22 protein-coding genes and 3 tRNA genes are annotated in these 18896 nt (G+C 57.3%); 9 read left to right on the forward strand and 16 right to left on the reverse strand.

Going from position 1 to position 18896, the window contains the following annotated elements; all coding sequences use genetic code 11:
• Window positions 1-298: 298 nt before the first annotated feature.
• From KXR72_RS03215 to KXR72_RS03260, 10 genes are all read right to left on the reverse strand, one after another.
• A tRNA-Pro gene (locus tag KXR72_RS03215) sits at window positions 299-375 on the reverse strand.
• Window positions 376-457: 82 nt separating this feature from the next.
• Window positions 458-814, reverse strand: a complete 357-nt coding sequence (locus KXR72_RS03220) for a MerR family transcriptional regulator (protein ID WP_437419665.1) — start codon at window positions 812-814, stop codon at window positions 458-460.
• The gene (ihfA, locus tag KXR72_RS03225; RefSeq protein ID WP_003282572.1) at window positions 795-1097 is read right to left on the reverse strand and encodes an integration host factor subunit alpha; all 303 of its coding nucleotides are present in this window, start codon (window positions 1095-1097) and stop codon (window positions 795-797) included. The genes KXR72_RS03220 and ihfA overlap by 20 nt, the downstream gene beginning before the upstream one ends.
• Before the next feature lie 3 nt (window positions 1098-1100).
• The gene (gene pheT, locus KXR72_RS03230; protein ID WP_437419666.1) at window positions 1101-3479 is read right to left on the reverse strand and encodes a phenylalanine--tRNA ligase subunit beta; all 2379 of its coding nucleotides are present in this window, start codon (window positions 3477-3479) and stop codon (window positions 1101-1103) included.
• Window positions 3480-3512: 33 nt separating this feature from the next.
• The gene (pheS, locus tag KXR72_RS03235; protein ID WP_437419667.1) at window positions 3513-4517 is read right to left on the reverse strand and encodes a phenylalanine--tRNA ligase subunit alpha; all 1005 of its coding nucleotides are present in this window, start codon (window positions 4515-4517) and stop codon (window positions 3513-3515) included.
• A 159-nt stretch (window positions 4518-4676) separates the two neighbouring features.
• On the reverse strand, window positions 4677-5033 hold the full coding sequence (gene rplT, locus KXR72_RS03240) for a 50S ribosomal protein L20 (protein WP_131648508.1): 357 nt from the start codon (window positions 5031-5033) through the stop codon (window positions 4677-4679).
• Between the two features lie 26 nt (window positions 5034-5059).
• Window positions 5060-5254: a 50S ribosomal protein L35 gene (rpmI, locus tag KXR72_RS03245; protein ID WP_019339386.1), complete on the reverse strand. Its 195-nt coding sequence runs from the start codon at window positions 5252-5254 to the stop codon at window positions 5060-5062.
• A gap of 62 nt (window positions 5255-5316) precedes the next feature.
• Window positions 5317-5868, reverse strand: coding sequence for a translation initiation factor IF-3 (infC, locus tag KXR72_RS03250; RefSeq protein ID WP_177493022.1), 552 nt, complete (start codon window positions 5866-5868; stop codon window positions 5317-5319).
• Window positions 5868-7790 (reverse strand): threonine--tRNA ligase, encoded by a 1923-nt coding sequence (gene thrS, locus KXR72_RS03255; RefSeq protein WP_437419668.1) that lies wholly within the window; start codon window positions 7788-7790, stop codon window positions 5868-5870. The genes infC and thrS overlap by 1 nt, the downstream gene beginning before the upstream one ends.
• Window positions 7791-8019: 229 nt before the next feature.
• Window positions 8020-8096: transfer RNA gene (locus tag KXR72_RS03260), tRNA-Val, on the reverse strand.
• A 174-nt stretch (window positions 8097-8270) separates the two neighbouring features.
• On the opposite strand from KXR72_RS03260, the gene KXR72_RS03265 reads away from it, so the two are divergent.
• Window positions 8271-9554 carry an NAD(P)/FAD-dependent oxidoreductase gene (locus KXR72_RS03265; protein WP_437419669.1) on the forward strand — a complete coding sequence of 428 codons (1284 nt, stop codon included), beginning with the start codon at window positions 8271-8273 and terminating at the stop codon, window positions 9552-9554.
• Here the strand turns inward: KXR72_RS03265 and KXR72_RS03270 are convergent.
• Window positions 9551-10471, reverse strand: a complete 921-nt coding sequence (locus KXR72_RS03270; protein ID WP_437419670.1) for a PA2778 family cysteine peptidase — start codon at window positions 10469-10471, stop codon at window positions 9551-9553. The two genes, KXR72_RS03265 and KXR72_RS03270, sit on opposite strands and share 4 nt — an antisense overlap.
• 23 nt (window positions 10472-10494) lie before the next feature.
• Window positions 10495-10896 (reverse strand): PA2779 family protein, encoded by a 402-nt coding sequence (locus tag KXR72_RS03275; protein WP_437419671.1) that lies wholly within the window; start codon window positions 10894-10896, stop codon window positions 10495-10497.
• A gap of 169 nt (window positions 10897-11065) precedes the next feature.
• Between KXR72_RS03275 and KXR72_RS03280 the strand changes: the two genes are divergently transcribed.
• On the forward strand, window positions 11066-11368 hold the full coding sequence (locus tag KXR72_RS03280) for an I78 family peptidase inhibitor (RefSeq protein WP_437419672.1): 303 nt from the start codon (window positions 11066-11068) through the stop codon (window positions 11366-11368).
• Window positions 11369-11445: 77 nt separating this feature from the next.
• On the opposite strand, the gene KXR72_RS03285 is transcribed toward KXR72_RS03280, so the two are convergent.
• The 3 genes from KXR72_RS03285 to moaB all read right to left on the reverse strand — a co-directional run bounded on the left by KXR72_RS03285 (window position 11446) and on the right by moaB (window position 14404).
• On the reverse strand, window positions 11446-12477 hold the full coding sequence (locus KXR72_RS03285; RefSeq protein WP_437419673.1) for an acyltransferase family protein: 1032 nt from the start codon (window positions 12475-12477) through the stop codon (window positions 11446-11448).
• A 188-nt stretch (window positions 12478-12665) separates the two neighbouring features.
• The gene (locus tag KXR72_RS03290) at window positions 12666-13868 is read right to left on the reverse strand and encodes a molybdopterin molybdotransferase MoeA (RefSeq protein ID WP_437419674.1); all 1203 of its coding nucleotides are present in this window, start codon (window positions 13866-13868) and stop codon (window positions 12666-12668) included.
• Window positions 13865-14404, reverse strand: a complete 540-nt coding sequence (gene moaB / locus KXR72_RS03295) for a molybdenum cofactor biosynthesis protein B (RefSeq protein WP_437419675.1) — start codon at window positions 14402-14404, stop codon at window positions 13865-13867. The genes KXR72_RS03290 and moaB overlap by 4 nt, the downstream gene beginning before the upstream one ends.
• A 68-nt stretch (window positions 14405-14472) precedes the next feature.
• On the opposite strand from moaB, the gene mobA reads away from it, so the two are divergent.
• The 3 genes from mobA to KXR72_RS03310 all read left to right on the forward strand — a co-directional run bounded on the left by mobA (window position 14473) and on the right by KXR72_RS03310 (window position 15521).
• On the forward strand, window positions 14473-15075 hold the full coding sequence (gene mobA, locus KXR72_RS03300; protein ID WP_437419676.1) for a molybdenum cofactor guanylyltransferase MobA: 603 nt from the start codon (window positions 14473-14475) through the stop codon (window positions 15073-15075).
• Window positions 15076-15121: 46 nt separating this feature from the next.
• Entirely contained in the window at window positions 15122-15343 is a 222-nt protein-coding gene (locus tag KXR72_RS03305; RefSeq protein ID WP_437419677.1) for a YgdI/YgdR family lipoprotein, read from the forward strand.
• A 101-nt stretch (window positions 15344-15444) separates the two neighbouring features.
• Window positions 15445-15521, forward strand: a tRNA-Pro gene (locus KXR72_RS03310).
• 102 nt (window positions 15522-15623) lie between these two features.
• Here KXR72_RS03310 and KXR72_RS03315 read toward each other — a convergent pair.
• Entirely contained in the window at window positions 15624-15860 is a 237-nt protein-coding gene (locus KXR72_RS03315; RefSeq protein WP_437420366.1) for a glutaredoxin family protein, read from the reverse strand.
• 407 nt (window positions 15861-16267) lie between these two features.
• Here KXR72_RS03315 and KXR72_RS03320 point away from each other — a divergent pair, with 407 nt between their 5' ends.
• From KXR72_RS03320 to KXR72_RS03335, 4 genes are all read left to right on the forward strand, one after another.
• On the forward strand, window positions 16268-17524 hold the full coding sequence (locus KXR72_RS03320) for an OprD family porin (protein ID WP_437419678.1): 1257 nt from the start codon (window positions 16268-16270) through the stop codon (window positions 17522-17524).
• Between the two features lie 179 nt (window positions 17525-17703).
• Window positions 17704-18108 carry a DUF883 family protein gene (locus KXR72_RS03325; protein WP_437419679.1) on the forward strand — a complete coding sequence of 135 codons (405 nt, stop codon included), beginning with the start codon at window positions 17704-17706 and terminating at the stop codon, window positions 18106-18108.
• Between the two features lie 14 nt (window positions 18109-18122).
• Window positions 18123-18503 (forward strand): phage holin family protein, encoded by a 381-nt coding sequence (locus KXR72_RS03330; RefSeq protein ID WP_437419680.1) that lies wholly within the window; start codon window positions 18123-18125, stop codon window positions 18501-18503.
• Window positions 18500-18811: a hypothetical protein gene (locus KXR72_RS03335; protein ID WP_437419681.1), complete on the forward strand. Its 312-nt coding sequence runs from the start codon at window positions 18500-18502 to the stop codon at window positions 18809-18811. The genes KXR72_RS03330 and KXR72_RS03335 overlap by 4 nt, the downstream gene beginning before the upstream one ends.
• The last annotated feature ends 85 nt before the right edge of the window (window positions 18812-18896 follow it).

Below are 18896 nucleotides of genomic sequence, written 5' to 3' on the forward strand. Positions count from 1 at the left end.
CGGAGAGGAATGCCGTACAGCGCAATACCGCCCACCTCAAGAGTTCTGACGATTGGCTGAGTCTCTAACTTAACAAGGCGACAGTGCCCAGTTTGAAAGAGCGCGCGCCCCGTCTAACAGACCTTTCATTGCCACGCGAAAAAGATCTCCATACAGACAGCTCTGCAAGACCGAGGCGCGCAAACTTTAGAAAATCAGCAGTGGGGCAAAAAGTGGGGCAAAATTCAGAGGCAGGCAAAATCCATCTACCATAAAAAAATCCAGTCACCGTTAAGTGACTGGATTTTCTAGGGTTTTTTGGTCGGGACGGAGTGATTCGAACACTCGACCCCTTGCACCCCATGCAAGTGCGCTACCAGGCTGCGCTACGCCCCGACATCGCTTCGGTAATGCCCGAAAGCGGATGGCACTATACATTAAGCTTCTGAATGTGTGAAGGTTTTTGTCGGGTTGTGAATCAAGCTTTCAGCACGTGGAGCACGTCTTCGAGTTCAGCAATCATCTGACGAATGAGTTGTTTGTACTGAGTCGTATCGTCTTTCGCTTCGTCACCCGACATACGTTGTCGCGCGCCACCAATGGTGAAACCCTGCTCATACAGAAGAGAGCGAATCTGACGGATCATCAGCACATCCTGGCGCTGATAGTATCGCCGGTTGCCGCGGCGCTTGACCGGGTTGAGCTGTGGAAACTCTTGCTCCCAATAGCGCAGTACGTGCGGCTTGACCGCACACAGCTCACTCACTTCACCGATCGTGAAGTACCGTTTGCCGGGTATGGATGGCAATTCGTCGTTATGACTTGGTTCCAGCATAGGCTTCGACTCTGGCTTTTAATTTTTGCCCTGGCCGGAATGTCACGACGCGACGCGCCGTGATGGGTATCTCCTCGCCGGTTTTCGGGTTACGTCCGGGGCGCTGACGCTTGTCACGTAGGTCGAAGTTACCGAAACCGGACAGCTTCACCTGTTCGTTATGCTCGAGCGCCTGACGTATCTCCTCGAAAAATAATTCGACCAACTCCTTGGCCTCACGCTTATTCAAGCCAAGCTCTTCATATAGACGTTCGGCCATCTCAGCTTTCGTCAGAGCCCCCATACGCTATTTCCTTAACGTGGCGTTGAACCTTTTTTCCAGGGAGGCAAGGATCTGCTGCATCGCAGTGCTCACCTCGTCGTCGTTTAGAGTGCGCGAAGGGTGCTGCCAGGTCAAGCCGACTGCCATACTTTTGCTAAGCGGATCAATACCTTTACCTTGATAAACATCAAATAGCTTGAGGTCCTTGAGGTACCCGCCCGCCGCTTCGCGGATGCAGCCCAACACTGATTGAGCAGAAATGTCCTGCGCCACCAGAACAGCCAGATCACGACGCACCTCCGGGAAGCGCGAAAGCTCGGTAAAACGCGGCAATCGACCTTCTACAACCTCGGCAATCAAAAGCTCGAACAGGTAAACCGGCTGTTCGATTCCAAGCGTGGCCGCCAGCTGAGGGTGCAGGCTACCCAGATATCCGACTAGACGCCCTTCACGCTCGATGCGCGCGCACTGGCCTGGATGAAGCGCGGGATGCTCACCGCTGACAAAGTTGAATGCGAGCGCACCGCCCGCTCCGCTCAATAGCGCCTCGACATCGGCCTTCACGTCGTAGAAATCCACCGAGGCTCGACCGTTGCTCCAAGCTTCACTGAAGCGAGTCCCCGTTACTACACCCGACAGCATGACGTCCTGCTTGAGCTCGTCGAGCTGACCCACGAACCGCAGCCCACTTTCAAACAGGCGAACACGCGTTTGTTGGCGATTGACGTTGTACTGCAGCGCACTGACCAAGCCAGGCCACAACGAGGCACGCATGGCACTCATCTCGACCGAAATGGGGTTGGCGAGCATCAGTGGCTGGGTATCAGGCGTGAATAGGGCGTACTGTTTCGGATCGATGAAGCTGTAAGTGATCGCTTCCTGGTATCCGCGAGCCACCAATAGCCGGCGAAGCGAGGGAAGAGTCACATGAGATTCGGTTGTGGAAGTTGGTGCGAGCCTCGCCTGCGGGTAGCGCACCGGCAGACGATCATAACCATACAGGCGGCCGATCTCTTCGATCAGGTCGACTTCAAGGGAAATATCGAAGCGGTGACTCGGCACGGTTACGCGCCATTCCCCTTCGCCGTCGCTTGCCAGACTCATACCCAGCGCGCTCAGCACCCGCTCGATCTCATCGACACCAAGCTCCAGACCATACATCTGCTCGATCCGTTCCCGGCGCAACAGGATGGGCGCCACCTGCGGCATGCCCGCCTCATTGATCACCTCGGTGATAAGCCCCGCTTCTCCACCGACAACCTCAAGCAGGAGCGCTGTGGCTCGCTCCATGGCGGTACGGGTGAGCTGAGGATCCACGCCGCGCTCGTAGCGGTGCGACGCATCGGTGTGCAGGCCATAGGAACGCGCCTTGCCCGCCAGCGCAATGCTGTCGAAGTAAGCGCTTTCGAGGAAGATGTCTCGGGTCTCGGCATTCACGCCGCTATGCTCGCCGCCCATGACACCAGCAATTGCCAGCGCACGCTGATGGTCGGCAATAACCAGGGTGTCGGCACGCAGCTTGACGGTCTGCCCATCGAGCAACACCAAGTCCTCCCCCTCCTCCGCCATACGCACACGGATGCCTGTGTTGATCTCATTGAGATCGAACGCATGAAGCGGCTGACCCAGTTCGAGCATCACGTAGTTGGTAATGTCGACAATCGCATCGATCGAGCGAATACCCGAACGCCGTAGACGCTCGACCATCCAGGTTGGCGTAGGGCGAGACGGGTCGACGTTGCGCACGATTCGACCCAGATAGCGCGGGCACGCATCAGTCGCGAGCACTTCGACAGAGCGGGCGTCCTGATGACTTACCAAGGCGGGCGTCACATCAATCGATGTCACCGGGACGCTATAGATCGCACCCACTTCACGCGCAAGGCCAGCAATGGACAGGCAGTCGCCTCGGTTAGGGGTCAGGCCTATCTCAATGGTGGCATCGTTCAAGTTCAGGGCTGTACGGATGTCGGCGCCTACAGGTGCCTCTGCCGCCAACTCCATCAGGCCATCGTTGTCTTCGGATATCTGTAGCTCAGAAGCCGAGCACAACATGCCGTTGGACTCGACACCGCGCAGCTTCGCCTTCTTGATCTTGAAATCGCCAGGCAGAATCGCGCCGATCATCGCGAACGGAATCTTCAAGCCGGGCCGCACATTAGGCGCGCCACAGACCACTTGGAAGGTTTCGCTGCCATTGCTGACCTGGCACACGCGCAACTTGTCCGCATCTGGGTGCTGCTCAGTACTAAGCACCTCACCGACCACGACGCCGCTGAACTGTCCGGCGACAGGCTCTACACCGTCGACTTCAAGACCGACCATCGACAACCGAGCCACGAGCTCATCATGGGAAACCTGCGGATTGACGAGGCTCCGCAGCCACTGTTCACTGAATTTCATCCTGCTCTCCTAAACGTGTTTGGCGATCTGCGCTTAGCGAAACTGCTCAAGAAAGCGCAGATCGTTATCGAAGAAGATGCGCAGGTCGTTGACGCCATACCGCAGCATTGTCAGGCGCTCGGCGCCCATGCCAAAGGCAAAGCCCTGGTAGCGCTCGGGATCGATGCCTGACATCCGCAACACGTCGGGATGCACCATTCCGCACCCCAATACCTCGAGCCAGGACTGAGACTCCTGATCCCCCTTGCGAACCACACGACGAATATCTACTTCCGCTGAAGGCTCGGTGAAGGGGAAGAAAGAAGGGCGAAAACGCACCTCGAGATCAGCCTCGAAAAACGCCCGCAGAAACTGTTCGATAGTGCCCTTGAGGTCAGCAAAGCTAATGCCCTCGTCGATCAGTAATCCTTCCACCTGATGGAACATCGGAGAGTGAGTTTGATCCGAGTCACAGCGATACACCCGGCCAGGGCAAATGATGCGAATCGGGGGCTGACTGGACTCCATGGTGCGCACCTGCACTGGGGAGGTGTGGGTACGCAGCAACATGCTGGCATTGAAATAGAAAGTGTCGTGCATCGCCCGAGCAGGGTGATGACCTGGGATATTGAGCGCCTCGAAGTTGTGATAGTCATCCTCGACTTCAGGCCCTTCGGCAACGGTATAACCGATGTGAGAAAAGATTTGTTCAATACGCTCTAGCGTCCGGGTAATAGGATGCAGCCCCCCGGAAACCTCGCCACGCCCGGGCAGGGTGACATCGATACGCTCAGCCGCAAGCTTGGCACCTAGAGCAGCTTCTTCGAGCTCGGCTTTCTTGACGCCTAGCGCATCCTGGACCTTAGCCTTGGCGGCGTTAATCAGGGCTCCGGCCTTGGGTCGCTCTTCGGCAGAAAGCTTGCCCAAGGTCTGCATGAGGAGCGTCAACTCTCCCTTCTTACCCAGATACTGAACTCGGATCTGCTCCAGAGCATTGATGTCTTGACTTTGTTGCACTGCCTCGAGCGCTTGCGAGACCAATGCATCCAGGTTTTCCATGTACAACCTCCAGAGGTTCTTGCAGAACCGCACCCGCCAGCATGAAACCGCCCGAGTGCACTTTTGAAAAGACCCCTTCAGATACGAAATAGGGGAAGAGCCCTAGGCTCTTCCCCTATCGGTGACGCTACGAATCCGAAGATTCGACTGTCGATGGGCTTAGGCCAGAGAAGCTTTGGCTTTTTCGACAATCGCAGCGAAGGCTGCTTTTTCGTTCACTGCCAACTCGGCCAGAACCTTGCGATCGATCTCGATGGCTGCTTTTTTCAGACCAGCGATCAAACGGCTGTAAGACAGACCGTTTACACGCGCGCCGGCGTTGATACGAGCGATCCACAGAGCGCGGAACTGACGCTTGCGCTGACGGCGGTCACGGTAGGCGTATTGGCCAGCCTTGATTACCGCTTGCTTGGCGACACGGAACACGCGCGAACGAGCACCGTAATAGCCTTTGGCGAGTTTCAGGATTTTCTTGTGACGGCGACGAGCGACGACGCCACGCTTAACACGAGCCATGAGTTATTCCTCTAGTCTTGACCGAATTAACGAACGCGCAGCATGCGCTCTACTTTTGCGTTGTCAGACGGGTGCATCAAAGATGTACCACGCAGCTGACGCTTACGCTTGGTAGACATTTTGGTCAGGATGTGGCTCTTGAAAGCGTGCTTATGCTTGTAGCCATTCGCTGTTTTCTTGAAGCGCTTTGCAGCGCCACTTTTGGTCTTCATCTTTGGCATGTTCGGTACTCCACAGTGTGGGTGATTACAAATAACCGCAAGGCCTGCCAGTGCCCTGGAGGTTACTTTTTCTTCTTGGGAGCGATGACCATGATCAGCTGGCGTCCTTCCATCTTCGGATGCTGTTCGACCGAACCGTATTCAGCTAAGTCAGCTTCGACCCGCTTCAATAGTTCCATCCCCAGCTCCTGATGGGCCATCTCACGACCGCGGAATCTCAACGATACCTTGGCCCTGTCCCCGTCACTCAGGAAACGCACCAGGTTACGCAACTTGACCTGATAGTCCCCTTCCTCCGTCCCTGGACGAAACTTTACTTCTTTAACCTGAATCTGCTTCTGGTTCTTCTTCGCCGCTGCGACCTGTTTCTTCTTTTCGAACAGGTGCTTGCCGTAATCCATAATCCGGCAAACGGGAGGAACCGCGTCGGCGGAGATTTCCACCAAGTCCAATTTCGCTTCTTCAGCAATACGAAGCGCTTCATCAATAGAGACGATGCCAACCTGCTCGCCATCAGCACCAATCAAACGGACCTCACGAGCCGAGATATTCTCGTTGATCGGGGCCTTGGGTGCAGCTCGTTTATCCTGTCTCATTTCACGCTTAATAGTCATTACTCCAATTCTTGGCGACCACGCCGGGAAACCGCCTGTGCCAGCAATTGGGCGAAATCATCCAGGGGCATGGACCCCAAATCAACGCCTTCACGGGTACGCACAGCAACGGCTCGTGTCTCGACTTCCCGATCTCCGATAACCAGAAGATAGGGAACCTTGAGCAAGGTATGCTCGCGGATTTTAAAGCCGATCTTCTCGTTTCTCAAGTCGCACTTGGCACGGAAGCCGCGCTGATTCAGCGTCCGCTCCACTTCTTCAGCGAAATCGGCCTGTTTGTCAGTGATATTCATGATCACCGCTTGCGTCGGTGCCAGCCACGCAGGGAACGCACCTTCGTAATGCTCGATGAGGATACCTATGAAACGTTCGAACGAGCCTAGAATGGCGCGATGCAGCATGACCGGATGCTGACGGTCGTTGTTTTCACTGACGTATTCGGCGCCGAGACGAATCGGGAGGTTGAAGTCCAGCTGCAGCGTCCCGCACTGCCACACCCGGCCGAGGCAGTCCCTAAGAGAAAACTCGATCTTCGGCCCGTAGAATGCGCCTTCACCTGGCTGCAGGTCGTAGGGCAGCCCGGCACTATCTAACGCAGCGGCTAGCGCGGCCTCCGCCCGATCCCACAAGTCGTCTGAACCGACACGCTTTTCGGGACGAGTCGACAGCTTGAGCTCAATATTGTCAAAACCAAAATCGGAATAGACAGATTGGGTGAGTTTGATAAAAGCGGCTGATTCCGACTGCATCTGCTCTTCGGTACAGAAGATGTGCGCATCGTCCTGCGTAAAGCCCCGCACGCGCATGATTCCATGGAGCGCACCGGAGGGTTCGTTGCGATGGCACGCGCCAAACTCCGCAAGTCGCAGAGGCAACTCGCGATAGCTTTTAAGGCCCTGGTTATACACTTGCACATGGCAAGGGCAATTCATGGGCTTAATTGCGTAATCCCGACTTTCGGACTCCGTGGTGAACATATTCTCCGCATAGTTCGCCCAGTGCCCGGACTTCTCCCAAAGGCTACGATCGACGACTTGCGGCGTACGGATCTCCTGATACCCATTATCACGCTGCACGCCCCGCATGTACTGCTCGAGCACTTGGTATAGCGTCCAGCCGTTGGGGTGCCAAAACACCATACCCGGCGCCTCTTCCTGTGTATGGAAGAGATCGAGGCGCTTGCCGATCTTGCGGTGATCGCGCTTTTCCGCTTCTTCGATGCGCTGGATATAGGCTGCAAGCTGCTTCTTGTCTGCCCAGGCAGTGCCATAGATCCGCTGCAACTGTTCATTCTTCGCGTCGCCACGCCAGTAGGCGCCGGACAGCTTGGTCAACTTGAAAGATTTGAGGAATCGCGTGTTCGGCACGTGCGGGCCGCGGCACATGTCCACGTATTCCTGATGGTAATAGAGACCCATAGTCTGTTCATCAGGCATGTCGTCGACCAGACGCAGCTTGTAATCTTCGCCGCGCGACCGGAATACATCGATCACTTCCGAACGAGGCGTGACCTTCTTGATCACGTCATATTCGGTATCGATAAGCTCCCTCATGCGCGCCTCGATCGCCGCCATGTCGTCAGGAGTAAAGGGGCGCTCGAATGCGATGTCGTAATAAAATCCTTCAGCGATTACCGGGCCGATGACCATTTTGGCTGAGGGATACAATTGCTTAACTGCATGCCCAACCAGGTGAGCGCAGGAGTGCCGAATAATCTCCAGCCCCTCTTCATCCTTTGGCGTGATGATTTGCAGGCTTGCATCCTTGTCGATCAGATCGCACGCATCGACCAGGCGACCATCGACCCTGCCCGCGAGCGTTGCCTTGGCGAGACCAGCCCCAATGGATTGAGCAATCTCAGCTACGCTGACCGGTTGATCGAATGAACGCTGACTGCCGTCGGGAAGAGTGATGATGGGCATGGCGCCTCCTCTCCTAGTGGTGACCCCTACCAAAGGCCACGTGGGTTGGGATGAGCCAGGAAAGCGGCCAGCCGATTAGCCCGCCGTACAATGGCAGGAGCTCTAAAGCTGATCGACCGAACCGAAGTCACTGGAAACATTTAGAAAGCCGAGATACTTCCAGGGAAGCAGCCCAACTGACAAGCAATGCATAAAAAAAGGGTCGCTACTGCGACCCTTTTTTCGGAATTGGTAGGCACAATTGGATTCGAACCAACGACCCCCACCATGTCAAGGTGGTGCTCTAACCAACTGAGCTATGTGCCTCCGATGGACGCGCATTCTAGAGATACGCCCGAGGGAGTCAAGTACTTTTTTCGCTAAGCCACTGAATAGTTGAATTTTTTGAATGAAGCGAGGCTGTAAACCGTGTCATTGGTGGCAACCACCGGTCCGCAGCGTTACGATCTTCGTCAAATATTCAGAACAGGCTTCTTCAAAATGCCGAACACATCCTATCCCGCGTCCTATTACGCTGCTTCAGCGAACCAAGCCCCGCAGCGCCCGCCCCTTGTGGCGTCGGTCGAAACGGATGTATGCGTCATTGGCGCTGGATATACAGGACTTTCGACAGCGTTGTTCCTGGCCGAACAGGGATTCAAGGTCATCGTTCTGGAGGCAGCCAAGGTCGGCTTCGGGGCATCCGGCCGCAACGGCGGACAAATCGTCAATAGCTACAGCCGGGACATCGATAGCGTCGAGCGCAGCGTTCCCGCCCGCGACGCCCAGCTAATCGGTGCAATGGCGTTCGAGGGCGGCCGCATCATCCGAGAGCGGGTTGCTCGATACAACATCCAATGCGACCTTAAAAATGGCGGGGTATTCGCGGCCTTCAACGACAAGCAAATGCGTCATCTCGAGGCCCAGCGCAGCCTCTGGCAGAGCTACGGTTATGACCAGCTTGAACTACTCGACACAAAGGGCATACGCAACGCGGTCGCAAGCGAGCGGTACATCGGCGGCATGCTCGACCATGGCGGCGGCCATATTCATCCTCTAAACCTTGCGCTAGGCGAAGCGGAGGCATTCGAGTCGCTTGGTGGAATCATTCACGAACAAAGCCCGGCCGTCAGGATCGAGCGCGGCCCATCGCCTCGCGTCCACACCGCAACGGGACAGGTATCAGCCAAATACATCGTGGTAGCCGGCAACGCCTACCTGGGCGAATTGATCCCCGAACTTGCGTCTAAATCTATGCCTTGCGGCACACAGGTCATCGCAACCGAGCCGCTCGACGATTCGCTTGCCGCAACTCTGCTGCCACAGGATTACTGCGTCGAAGACTGCAACTACCTGTTGGATTATTACCGGCTTTCTGCGGACAAGCGGCTCATCTATGGCGGCGGCGTCGTATACGGTGCCCGCGACCCGTCAGACATCGATGCCATCATTCGGCCGAAAATGCTCAAGACCTTCCCTCAGCTAGAGGGCGTAAGGACAGAGTTCGCCTGGACCGGCAACTTCCTGCTCACGCTATCTCGCCTGCCGCAGGTGGGTCGGATTGGAGACAATATCTACTACTCGCAAGGCTGCAGCGGGCATGGCGTAACTTACACCCATCTCGCGGGCAAGGTTCTCGCCGAGGCGTTGCGCGGGCAAGCCGAGCGATTCGACGCCTTCGCCAAGCTGCCGCACTACCCATTCCCCGGCGGTCAGCGCTTCAGTGTGCCCCTTAGCGCACTAGGGGCGCTCTACTACAACTTGCGCGACCGATTCGGCTTCTAGCGCGGGCACTCCGGAACCGGACTGCACGCCGCCACCTCGACCGTCGCGGGAAGCCCACCAGTGACGAACCGCGCCTCCGCTGGCGCCTGTCGGGCCGCGCACTGCTGCGCCTGAATGGCTTGTGCTCGACAACCACGCTCAGCCAGTACGTGGGCTAGGTTAGACCAGCCAGCAGCGAAGCCCGGTTCTTTTTGGACGCTGCGTCGCAGCGCCAGCTCGGCGTCCTCTCTGTCGCCGGCCGCATAGGCGCCATTACCCAGCGCAAACCAAGACAATCCGCTCGACCATCGGTCTACGGCCGCACGGTAAGCGCGCCGCGCTGCCTCGTTGCGCCCGGTCTGCTCGAGGTCGCTTGCAGCCTGCAACCAGCGGGCCTCCTCGACTGTCGACGGGAACATGTCTGGCGGCGTCGTCACGACGGCCCATCTGTCACCTTTCATCCAACTGCGCTCGAACTGGCGAAAGCTACCAACCCAGCGGCGCGTCGTACCCGATCGCAGCACGATGGTTTGATTAGTCAGGTCATAGCCCACCACCACCGCAAAGTGCCATTGCGGCCAGCGGTCGAAAGCCAGGTTCTGCAGCACCAGAACAGGATTGCCGGCCGCGACTTCCGCCAAGACCGACTCGAGGCGTGGCGACAGGCGATAAACCAGCAGGTCATGCGCACGCGCAGCCGCAACCATCTCTACCTGCAAGCTGCCTTTGCGCTCCGGAATATAGACCCGCCCGACGAGACGCTCGGGATCGGTATCGACCCCCCGCTGGGCCAGCACGGTCGCGAGTGCCGCCGGACCGCACTGGTAGTCCTCCTGCGGGAAGAACGGCGTTTGTTCCAGCTCGAACCTGGTCGGGAGCTGCGCAGTGTCAAGCGGCACGAGTGGAGACCGCGCGCAGGCCCCGAGCAGGCCGAGCATCAACAGCGATACGAATGCTCGAATCAACGGTTAATGCAGTTGATGAAGTTGAAAATATTAGTTGCGCAGAGCATGTCGGTGATGATGAAGATCACCAGAAAAAGCACGATGATGCCTACGGCGCCTGCGCCCGCAGGCGCCTGGTCGAGCTGCTGATTGAATTGCGCAAGTTCGGCCGGGGTCAGGCTGTTGATTCGCTGCTCTACCTTGGCACGATCGACACCCATCGATTCGAGCTTCTTCTGTACGTCCTGGTCATCGAGCATTACCCGCAACTGTTCCCGGTCAATTTGCTGCTGATGTTCCGCCACGATTTCGGGCGTGCCGATCATTGCAGCTTGAGCGAACGGAATCTGGGCGAACAACATGAAGTGCAAAGCTGCCAGAACACCGGCCACACGCTTGAGAAGAGGGGAATTGAACATGGCGAAACTCCTTGATTGTTATTGGCTCCGCTCGGTCGCAAAGAGCCATCACCGCTAAGACGTCATCCAGGTTCCGCCAGTTCCCCGACAAGCTGCCTCGCCTCACGCCCCCTGCATCGGCCGCGGCCCCTCGCTATAGTGAGGGTTCGAATCATCAGAAGGAGATCTCATGCAACCAATCAAGACTTTCGCAGGGCTTTTACTCGCGCTGGCTGCAGCAGGCTGCCAGACCAGCGTCGAACAGCCTGTAGTAACACAGGCACCGCCAGACCGGTGCGACGCTTCTGCGGTGCGGCAGCTGGTCGGCGAGCGCGCAACACCGGAACTGCTCGACGAAGCACGGGAACAGAGCGGCGCGATGACGGCGCGAATCATCCGCCCGGACGACGTTGTCACGCTCGAGTACAACGGCCAGCGCCTGACGCTGTATACGGACGAAGCCCTGCAGGTTCAGCGAATCAGCTGCGGCTAGGTTCAGCCGCGCCCTGTACCGCCACAGGGCGCATCGCTAATGCTCGCGTCTCACCTGGTACACCGCGCTATAAGAAGCTACTGAGGTACGGCGCGACGCACGTGAAAATGAGTCGCGGAAACTGGCCTTGGCGGAGTCAGCAGGAAAGTAAAGCCGTAGCGTTTGACGAATGCCTGCACAACAAGCGGCGCGGCGATGCCGACCAAGGTTCCGAGAATGAGATGCGCCGGGATGTTTTCGATGCCTAAGAAGCTAGCCAAGACTACACGCAGCCCGCTACCCGCCAGAATGTGCACCAAGTAGATCGTCATTGACGATGCACCGATGAACAACAGCCACTCGATCCGCACCCGCCCGAGCCACATCGACAGCGAGACCATGAACAGGATCGATATCGCCGCGAGCGCCAACACGGGCATCCCGCCGACTGTCCAGTTCAAGCCGAACGTTATATGGAAGAGGTACTGGCCGATCACAAATAGCGCACCGAATATCCATGTCAGCTGGACGTGGCGCGCCAGAAAGTACTGCTTTATTTCGTTGAAGAAAACGCCAAGGGCGAAGAACACCGCGTTGCCAAATACAAACGAAGAAATCGTTCCGAACGCCAGTTCCGCCTTGAATATATAGAGGACAGCAAAGCCGAGCGTGATCGGCAAAAACAACCTACGGCTTGCTCTCCAGTAGACGAATGAGCAAACGACGAAGATAAAAAACAGCGCGTACAGAAACCAGAACTGCGCGCGCGGCGACCACAACAGCGACAGCACCTCGGCAACCGTAACGTCCCCGTTTGTATACCTCGATAGCACAACCTCGATGAAACCCTGCAGCAGCGACCAAATAATGAAGGGGTACGCCACGGTATCGATCTTATTGACGATCAACCCAGTCTTGCCGCGTTTAATCAGGGAGTCGTAGAAAAACAAGCCGGAGAGGAAAAAGAACAGCGGCATGTGGAAGCTGTAGATGATGCTATCGACGAGCACATAACGCGTCTCTTCCATGGGTAACCCTGCGTTGAAGACGCCGCGAGCGACGTGCCCATATACAACCAGAATGATCCCGATGGCCTTGGCATAGTCGACCCAAGCGTTACGTTCCTGCATTGCATTCTCCTTGTCCAATGCCTTACCGGACGGGTACCAGCGAGAACTGGCGCGAGTTGGCAGCAATAGACAATCAAAAGCGCTATCGGTTTATTACCGATCGAAACAGGCGATGAACGACATGAACTGCACGAACGAAACGACACCCGCCGCCCGGACGCTGGCCCTGGGCGGAGGCGGGTACCCGGTCAAGAGAAGAGTTCAGAGAACGGGATGAAGCGGACCGGTTCTCCCACTTCCACGGTGCGGTGTTCGATAACCTCGACCAAGCCATCTGCCCAGACAGCGCTACGCAGTATCGACGAGCTCTGGTTTGTATAAGGTACAGCCCTACCCTCCTCCAGCCGCACGCGGAGATATTCACGGCGACTACCCGGGCGTGGCCAGTCGAACCCAGCGGGGACCGTGAAGCTCATCGGCCTGACAGCCTTTGCGCCCATCCGGCGCAGGATATAGGGGCGTGCCAAGAGCCCGAAGGTAACCAAAGTGGACGCTGGATTGCCTGGCAGCCCGAGCACGGCAATGCCGTTGTAACGTCCAAAGGTAAGCGGCTTGCCGGGCTTGATTGCCAATTTCCAGAAATTGAGCTCACCTGCCTCTCGAAGCGCTTGCCCGAGAAAATCCGCTTCGCCGACCGAAACTCCACCGGTGGACAAAATAAGGTCTGCGTTATGCAGCGACCCAAGGCATTGGCGAACCGCCTGCAAGTCGTCCGGCAGGATGCCCATGTCCATCACGTCGCAACCGAGGCGACGGAGCCAGTCCCGCAGCAGGGTCCGGTTACTGTTATAAATCTGACCGGGCATCAGCGGCTTGCCCGGCTCGACAAGTTCGTCACCAGTCGAGATCAGGGCAACACGAAGGTGGCGGCTGACGCGCAGCTCAGCACACCCCAGGGACGCCGCCAGCGCCAGTTCCACCGGCCCCAGCCGTGCACCCGCATGCAGTACCGTGGCACCCTGCGTCACTTCACCCGCCCGTGGGCGGACGTGCTGACCGGCACGGACAGGCTGCTGAAACCGGACTCGCCCGTCGTCGAGCACCTCTACATTTTCCTGCATCTCAACGCTGTCGGCCCCCTCAGGGATCGGAGCCCCGGTGAAGATACGCGCGCAGCATCCAGGCTGAAGCGGGAGCGGATGAGTGCCAGCGAAAATCTTCTGACACACCACTAATGGCTGCGCCTCGTCGCCGGCGCGCAACGCGTAACCGTCCATGGCGCTGTTAGGCCACGGCGGCAGATCGAGTGACGCAATCAATGGCTCGGCAAGCACGCGCCCATGCGCCTGATCGAGGCTGACCGGAATCTGGCCAAGCGAAGGCGCTGCATCGGCCTGTGCCAGCAGCTCAGCGAGCGCATCCTCAACCGACATCAGTCCGGCAGGCATCATCCGCGCGACTCGCAAGGCTGAGCCTTTTTCAGGTGCGCCACGAAGTTGCAGGGGCTATGTCGAGCGTCCAATTGCTCGGCAAGGATGCCATCCCAGGCAGTGCGGCAAGCATTGGTCGAGCCGGGCAGGCAGCATACGAGCGTCGAATTGGCCAAACCTGCTAATGCTCGGGACTGAACAGTCGAGGTGCCGATGTCGGCGACCGATATCTGGCGGAACAACTCACCAAACCCATCGACTTGCTTGTCCAGCAAACAGGCGACTGCTTCGGGCGTACTGTCACGGGCAGTGAAACCCGTCCCCCCCGTGATCAGCACCACTTGTACTTCCTCCTCCGCAATCCAGGTCGCGACTTGCGCCCGAATGCGATACAGGTCGTCCTTGAGCAGAACACGAGCAGCGAGCCGATGACCGGCCGTCTGCAAGCGGTCCACGAACAGCTGCCCCGACGTGTCAGTTTCGAGCGAGCGGGTATCGCTTACCGTCAGGACGGCGATATTGAGGGGAACGAACAACTGATCGGCGAGATGGCTCATGGAAGCGGGCATCCGGTTGTTGAGGTGATTTTTGGGTGTTATATCACAGGCTTTTGCCGGAGCAGCCCATGGGGACCGCCACACTCGCACACTGCTCGATCCTGATACTTGCCGGAGGTCAAGGCAGCCGCATGGGTGGCCTAGACAAGGGCTTGGTCGATTGGCACGGCAAGCCGTTCGTAGCCTGGATCCATGACGTAGCGCGTCCGCTGACCGACGAGCTGCTGATCTCTTGCAACCGAAATCAAGACCGCTATGCCTGTTTCGCCGATCGCCTCGTGGGCGATGCCGAACCGGGCTATCCCGGTCCGCTCGCGGGCATCATGGCAGGCCTGGCCGCCTCACGTGGGCGGTGGACCCTGACACTCCCGTGCGACTCGCCCCGCATCGATCAGAGCCTACTGCAACAGATGTACGAAACGGCTTTGCTCACCCCCCGCCTACCGCTGATGGTCAGGCAGAGCGGTCGCTGGCAACCATTGTTTTGCGTCATCCCAACGCATCTATCCGCTGAGATCGAAGCGGCATGGCACGCCGGAGAGAGGAGTAACTACCGAGTCCTCGAGCGCCTCGGCGCCCAAGCACTCGACCTCGAGCCTGACGATGAGCGATTGGTCAACCTGAACTCCGCGGATGTGATGGCGCTGCATGCACCTGCAGGGGGAACTTAGGCCTTTGGCGCACCGTCACAACCGCAACCACAGAGGAGAATTCGACATGCGTTCAAGAACCGGTTTGGTAGTGGCATTGATCGCCGGGTTATCGTTGCTGGGCGGCTGCTCGACCCCCACCGTGATCACGCTCAACGATGGACGAGAAATCCAGACCCTCGACCGACCGGACTATGACGACGACTCCGGCTTCTACGAATACGAAGGGCTCGACGGCAAACCCGGAAAGGTCAACAAGGATCAGGTTCGGACCGTTCAGGAGCTTTAAACACACGAAACAGCACGGCGGAGCCCCGCTCCGCCCTCTTCAAAATGGCCTTTCCAACCCCTTGTCGACGCACATTTTTTCTGTAGAATGCGCGCCAGCTTCGGAGCGTAGCGCAGCTTGGTAGCGCGTCTCGTTCGGGACGAGAAGGTCGCTGGTTCGAATCCAGTCGCTCCGACCATATCCCGCCCTGCTGATATGCAGGCATGAAAGAACCGGCCAATAAGCCGGTTTTTTATGCCTGTGATTTAGCGCAAGTGTATTGCCAGCGCTGTGCCGGTAATCAGCTCACGAATCGCACGACTTGCTCCGCCTCGAATGGCCAATCCAGCTCGGCGCCGGTGTCCACCCGCCGCAGTACCGGAATTCGCAAACCGTACGCATCGATCCACTCCGGCTTATCTACGATATCGACGAGTTCCACCAGTAAGCCATGCTCCACCAACGGCATGATTTCGGCCTCGGCCTGCTCGCAGAGGTGGCATCCCAGCGTCCCGAAAAGTTGACATTCAGGCAACATTGCAATTTCCGGCAGTTCAAAAAGCTGAATTTTAGCAGCCGCACTCAACTGGAATGGATTTTCAGATAGCGCGAGTTGCATTCCACTGCCTCAAGAACTGTGAACTTCCCCTCAGTCGAACGACGGTTTGATTAAGGGAATCGACTCAGCGGAAGCAAAACGCTAGGATGCGGCAGCCCAAGCAGGCGGAGAGCTGCAGGGTCGGCCGTGAGAGCTGGCGTATCGTTGGCGGGAAAGATCAACAAGTGATCCCTTACCAGCACGAGCGCAGGAAGTCTGAACAGCTACCACGTCGCCAGGTACGCCCGAAAGACTAAGGTCTAAAGGCTTAATCATGTATGTAATGCTTTATTGCATGGCGCCGTTAGAGCGACTTCAGAGCATCATCCAACGAGGAGAAACAAGAAATGCTCAAGACCCCCATCGCGCGTGGCGTGGCACTCGCCACTCTGGGAGCAACCCTGGCCATCCCGACCATGGCCCAAGCTGCATTCGTTGACGACAGCAAAGTCAACTTGGAACTGCGGAATTTTTACTACAACAGCGATAACCGCTCAGTTGCATCTGATAAACAGTCCAAATCAGAAGAGTGGGCGCAGGGCTTTATCCTGCGCGCTGAGTCTGGCTATACAGAGGGCACCGTCGGCTTCGGCGTAGACGCGCTTGGTCTTTTGGGCGTTAAGCTGGACTCCGGTCGCGGTCGCACTGGGACTGGCCTGCTCCCTATCGACAATGATGGTTCGGCTCCAAATGAATACTCCGAACTTGGCCTAACCGCTAAGGCGAAGATTTCTAATACGGTTCTAAAGGTTGGCACTCTTGAGCCTAAGAACATGGCCGTTGCTCGCAGCGATTCGCGCCTGCTTCCACAGACCTTCAAAGGCGGCCAGCTAGTTTCTCAAGAAGTAAAAGGCTTGACGCTTGACGTTGGGTATCTGACTGAAGTGAACGAGCGCAACGACTCCCACTACGACGACCTCCAAGCGCAGCTCAGAGGCGGTGCTACCCAGAACGAGATCGATAATTTTATCTTCGCTGGCGCTAGCTATAAGCTTCTGGAGAATCTGACAGGCAGCTATTACTACAGCAACCTGGAAGAAGCATACAAGCAGCACTCCTTTAATTTGATTCACGTGCAGCCACTTGGCGAAGGACAGTCTCTAAAGACCGATCTGCGTTACGCTCGGTCAACTGACGACGGTTCGTCCACAGTTGACAACAAGGCCTTCGGCGCCATGGTCACTTATTCCTTGAGTGGTCACAGCTTTGGTCTCGGCTACCAAAAAATGAGCGGCGATACTGGCTTCGCATACCTGAATGGCACGGACCCGTACCTTGTCAACTACGTAATGATCAGCTCGGATTATGCCAATGCTGACGAGAAGTCCTGGCAGGCTCGTTACGACTACAACTTCGCTGCAATCGGCATTCCCGGCCTAACGTTTATGACCCGATACGTCACCGGAGACAACTTTGACTTCGGAACCAACACTGGCCGTAACGGCAAGGAATGGGAACGTAACACCGATATCGGTTATGTCTTCCAAGAAGGCTCGCTTAAGAATCTTGGTATTAAGTGGCGCAACGGTACATACCGTAGCAACTCCACTCGCGACATCGACCAGAACCGTCTGATCGTCAGCTACACCATCCCGCTGATGTAAGCGAGACTGGCCAATGCTGTAAAAGAAACCCGCTTCGGCGGGTTTCTTTTTGCCTGTGATCACGCTCTGCCAGTACCGATTCGCTCGGTTAACGAAGCGGGAACCTTAGGCGGCAATCCGGGCTCTGACCTTGAGGCACCGGGACCTTTTGTCCCTGGAAGACTCGAGAGGAGCTGCAGATGTCTACCGAATCGACTTTCGGCACCACCGACAACACCCCAATCCCTGATGGAAATACCGAGAGCACCACTTCGTCGCTGATCAACATGTCAGCGCATCGTCGCAACCTTCAGGCCGCGCAAAACGCGATGATCAAGGAGTTCCACACCCTGATCGCCGATACCGAGCGGCTGCTCAAACACACCCAGGATACGGCTGGCACCCAGACGCAAGAATTGCGCGGCAAGATCAATGCGAACCTCGGCCGGGCCCGCCAGATGTTGAAAGATCAAGAAGGCACGCTCAGGGAGCAAGGCCAGGCGGCCATTCAGTGCACCGAGGAATATGTGCATACGCATCCATGGCAGTCGATCGGCATCGCCGCCGGGGTTGGCTTTCTCCTGGGCCTGATCACCCGCCGCTAATGGGGGCCGAGCCAATGCAAGGCGATAGAACCGATGAAGCGCCGACACCTTCGATCAAGAGACTGGGTGGTGCCATCGCCGGTCTGCTGCAGGGCCACCTCGAACTGATCGGCATCGAGATCCAGGAGGAGCGGGTACGGGTTTTCAAGCTGTTCCTGCTTGCCAGTATCAGCCTAATCCTGGGCCTGCTGATCTTGGTAGGGCTGTCGGCCGCCGTGGTGATTTTGTTCTGGGACACGCACCCCATCGGGGCGATCCTGGTGCTTTGCCTGGCATACGCCATCGGCATGATCATTTGTGTGATCCGCGCCGCCAGACTGGCCAAGGAAAGCGCAGCGCCATTCCAGGCAACGGTCGAAGAATTGTCACGCAACAGGGAGCGACTGATGCCATGAGCCTTCCCCTGAGCTCGTCCAGTGATCTAGCCATGCGTAAGGATCTGGTTCGCCTGCGTATGGAAATGAATCGCCAACAGATCCTTTACCATTCGCAGCCACTGGCGCATCCCTTTCAGCGTCTGTCCAGCATGGTCGGTATGGGCGGTAACCGTGGTCACCACGAATCGCCGCACACAGTCAAAGGTCCGTTGATGATTGCCGCTACCGTTCTGCTCGCCCTGTTCGGCAAACGGCTCGGCAAGGTAGGAACGCTGGCCAGGCTGGGTATCACGCTGTATCCACTGGCACGGCGCCTGCGACGATGAATGTAGGCGCTCATCGCCGTCACGCCAGGTCATAAGCGAAAACCCGGCCACCGACCGGTGTCGATTCGTCGTGCAGTGCGATACG

Origin of the sequence: Stutzerimonas chloritidismutans (genome assembly GCF_051486945.1) — a bacterium.
Lineage (GTDB): Bacteria > Pseudomonadota > Gammaproteobacteria > Pseudomonadales > Pseudomonadaceae > Stutzerimonas > Stutzerimonas chloritidismutans_B.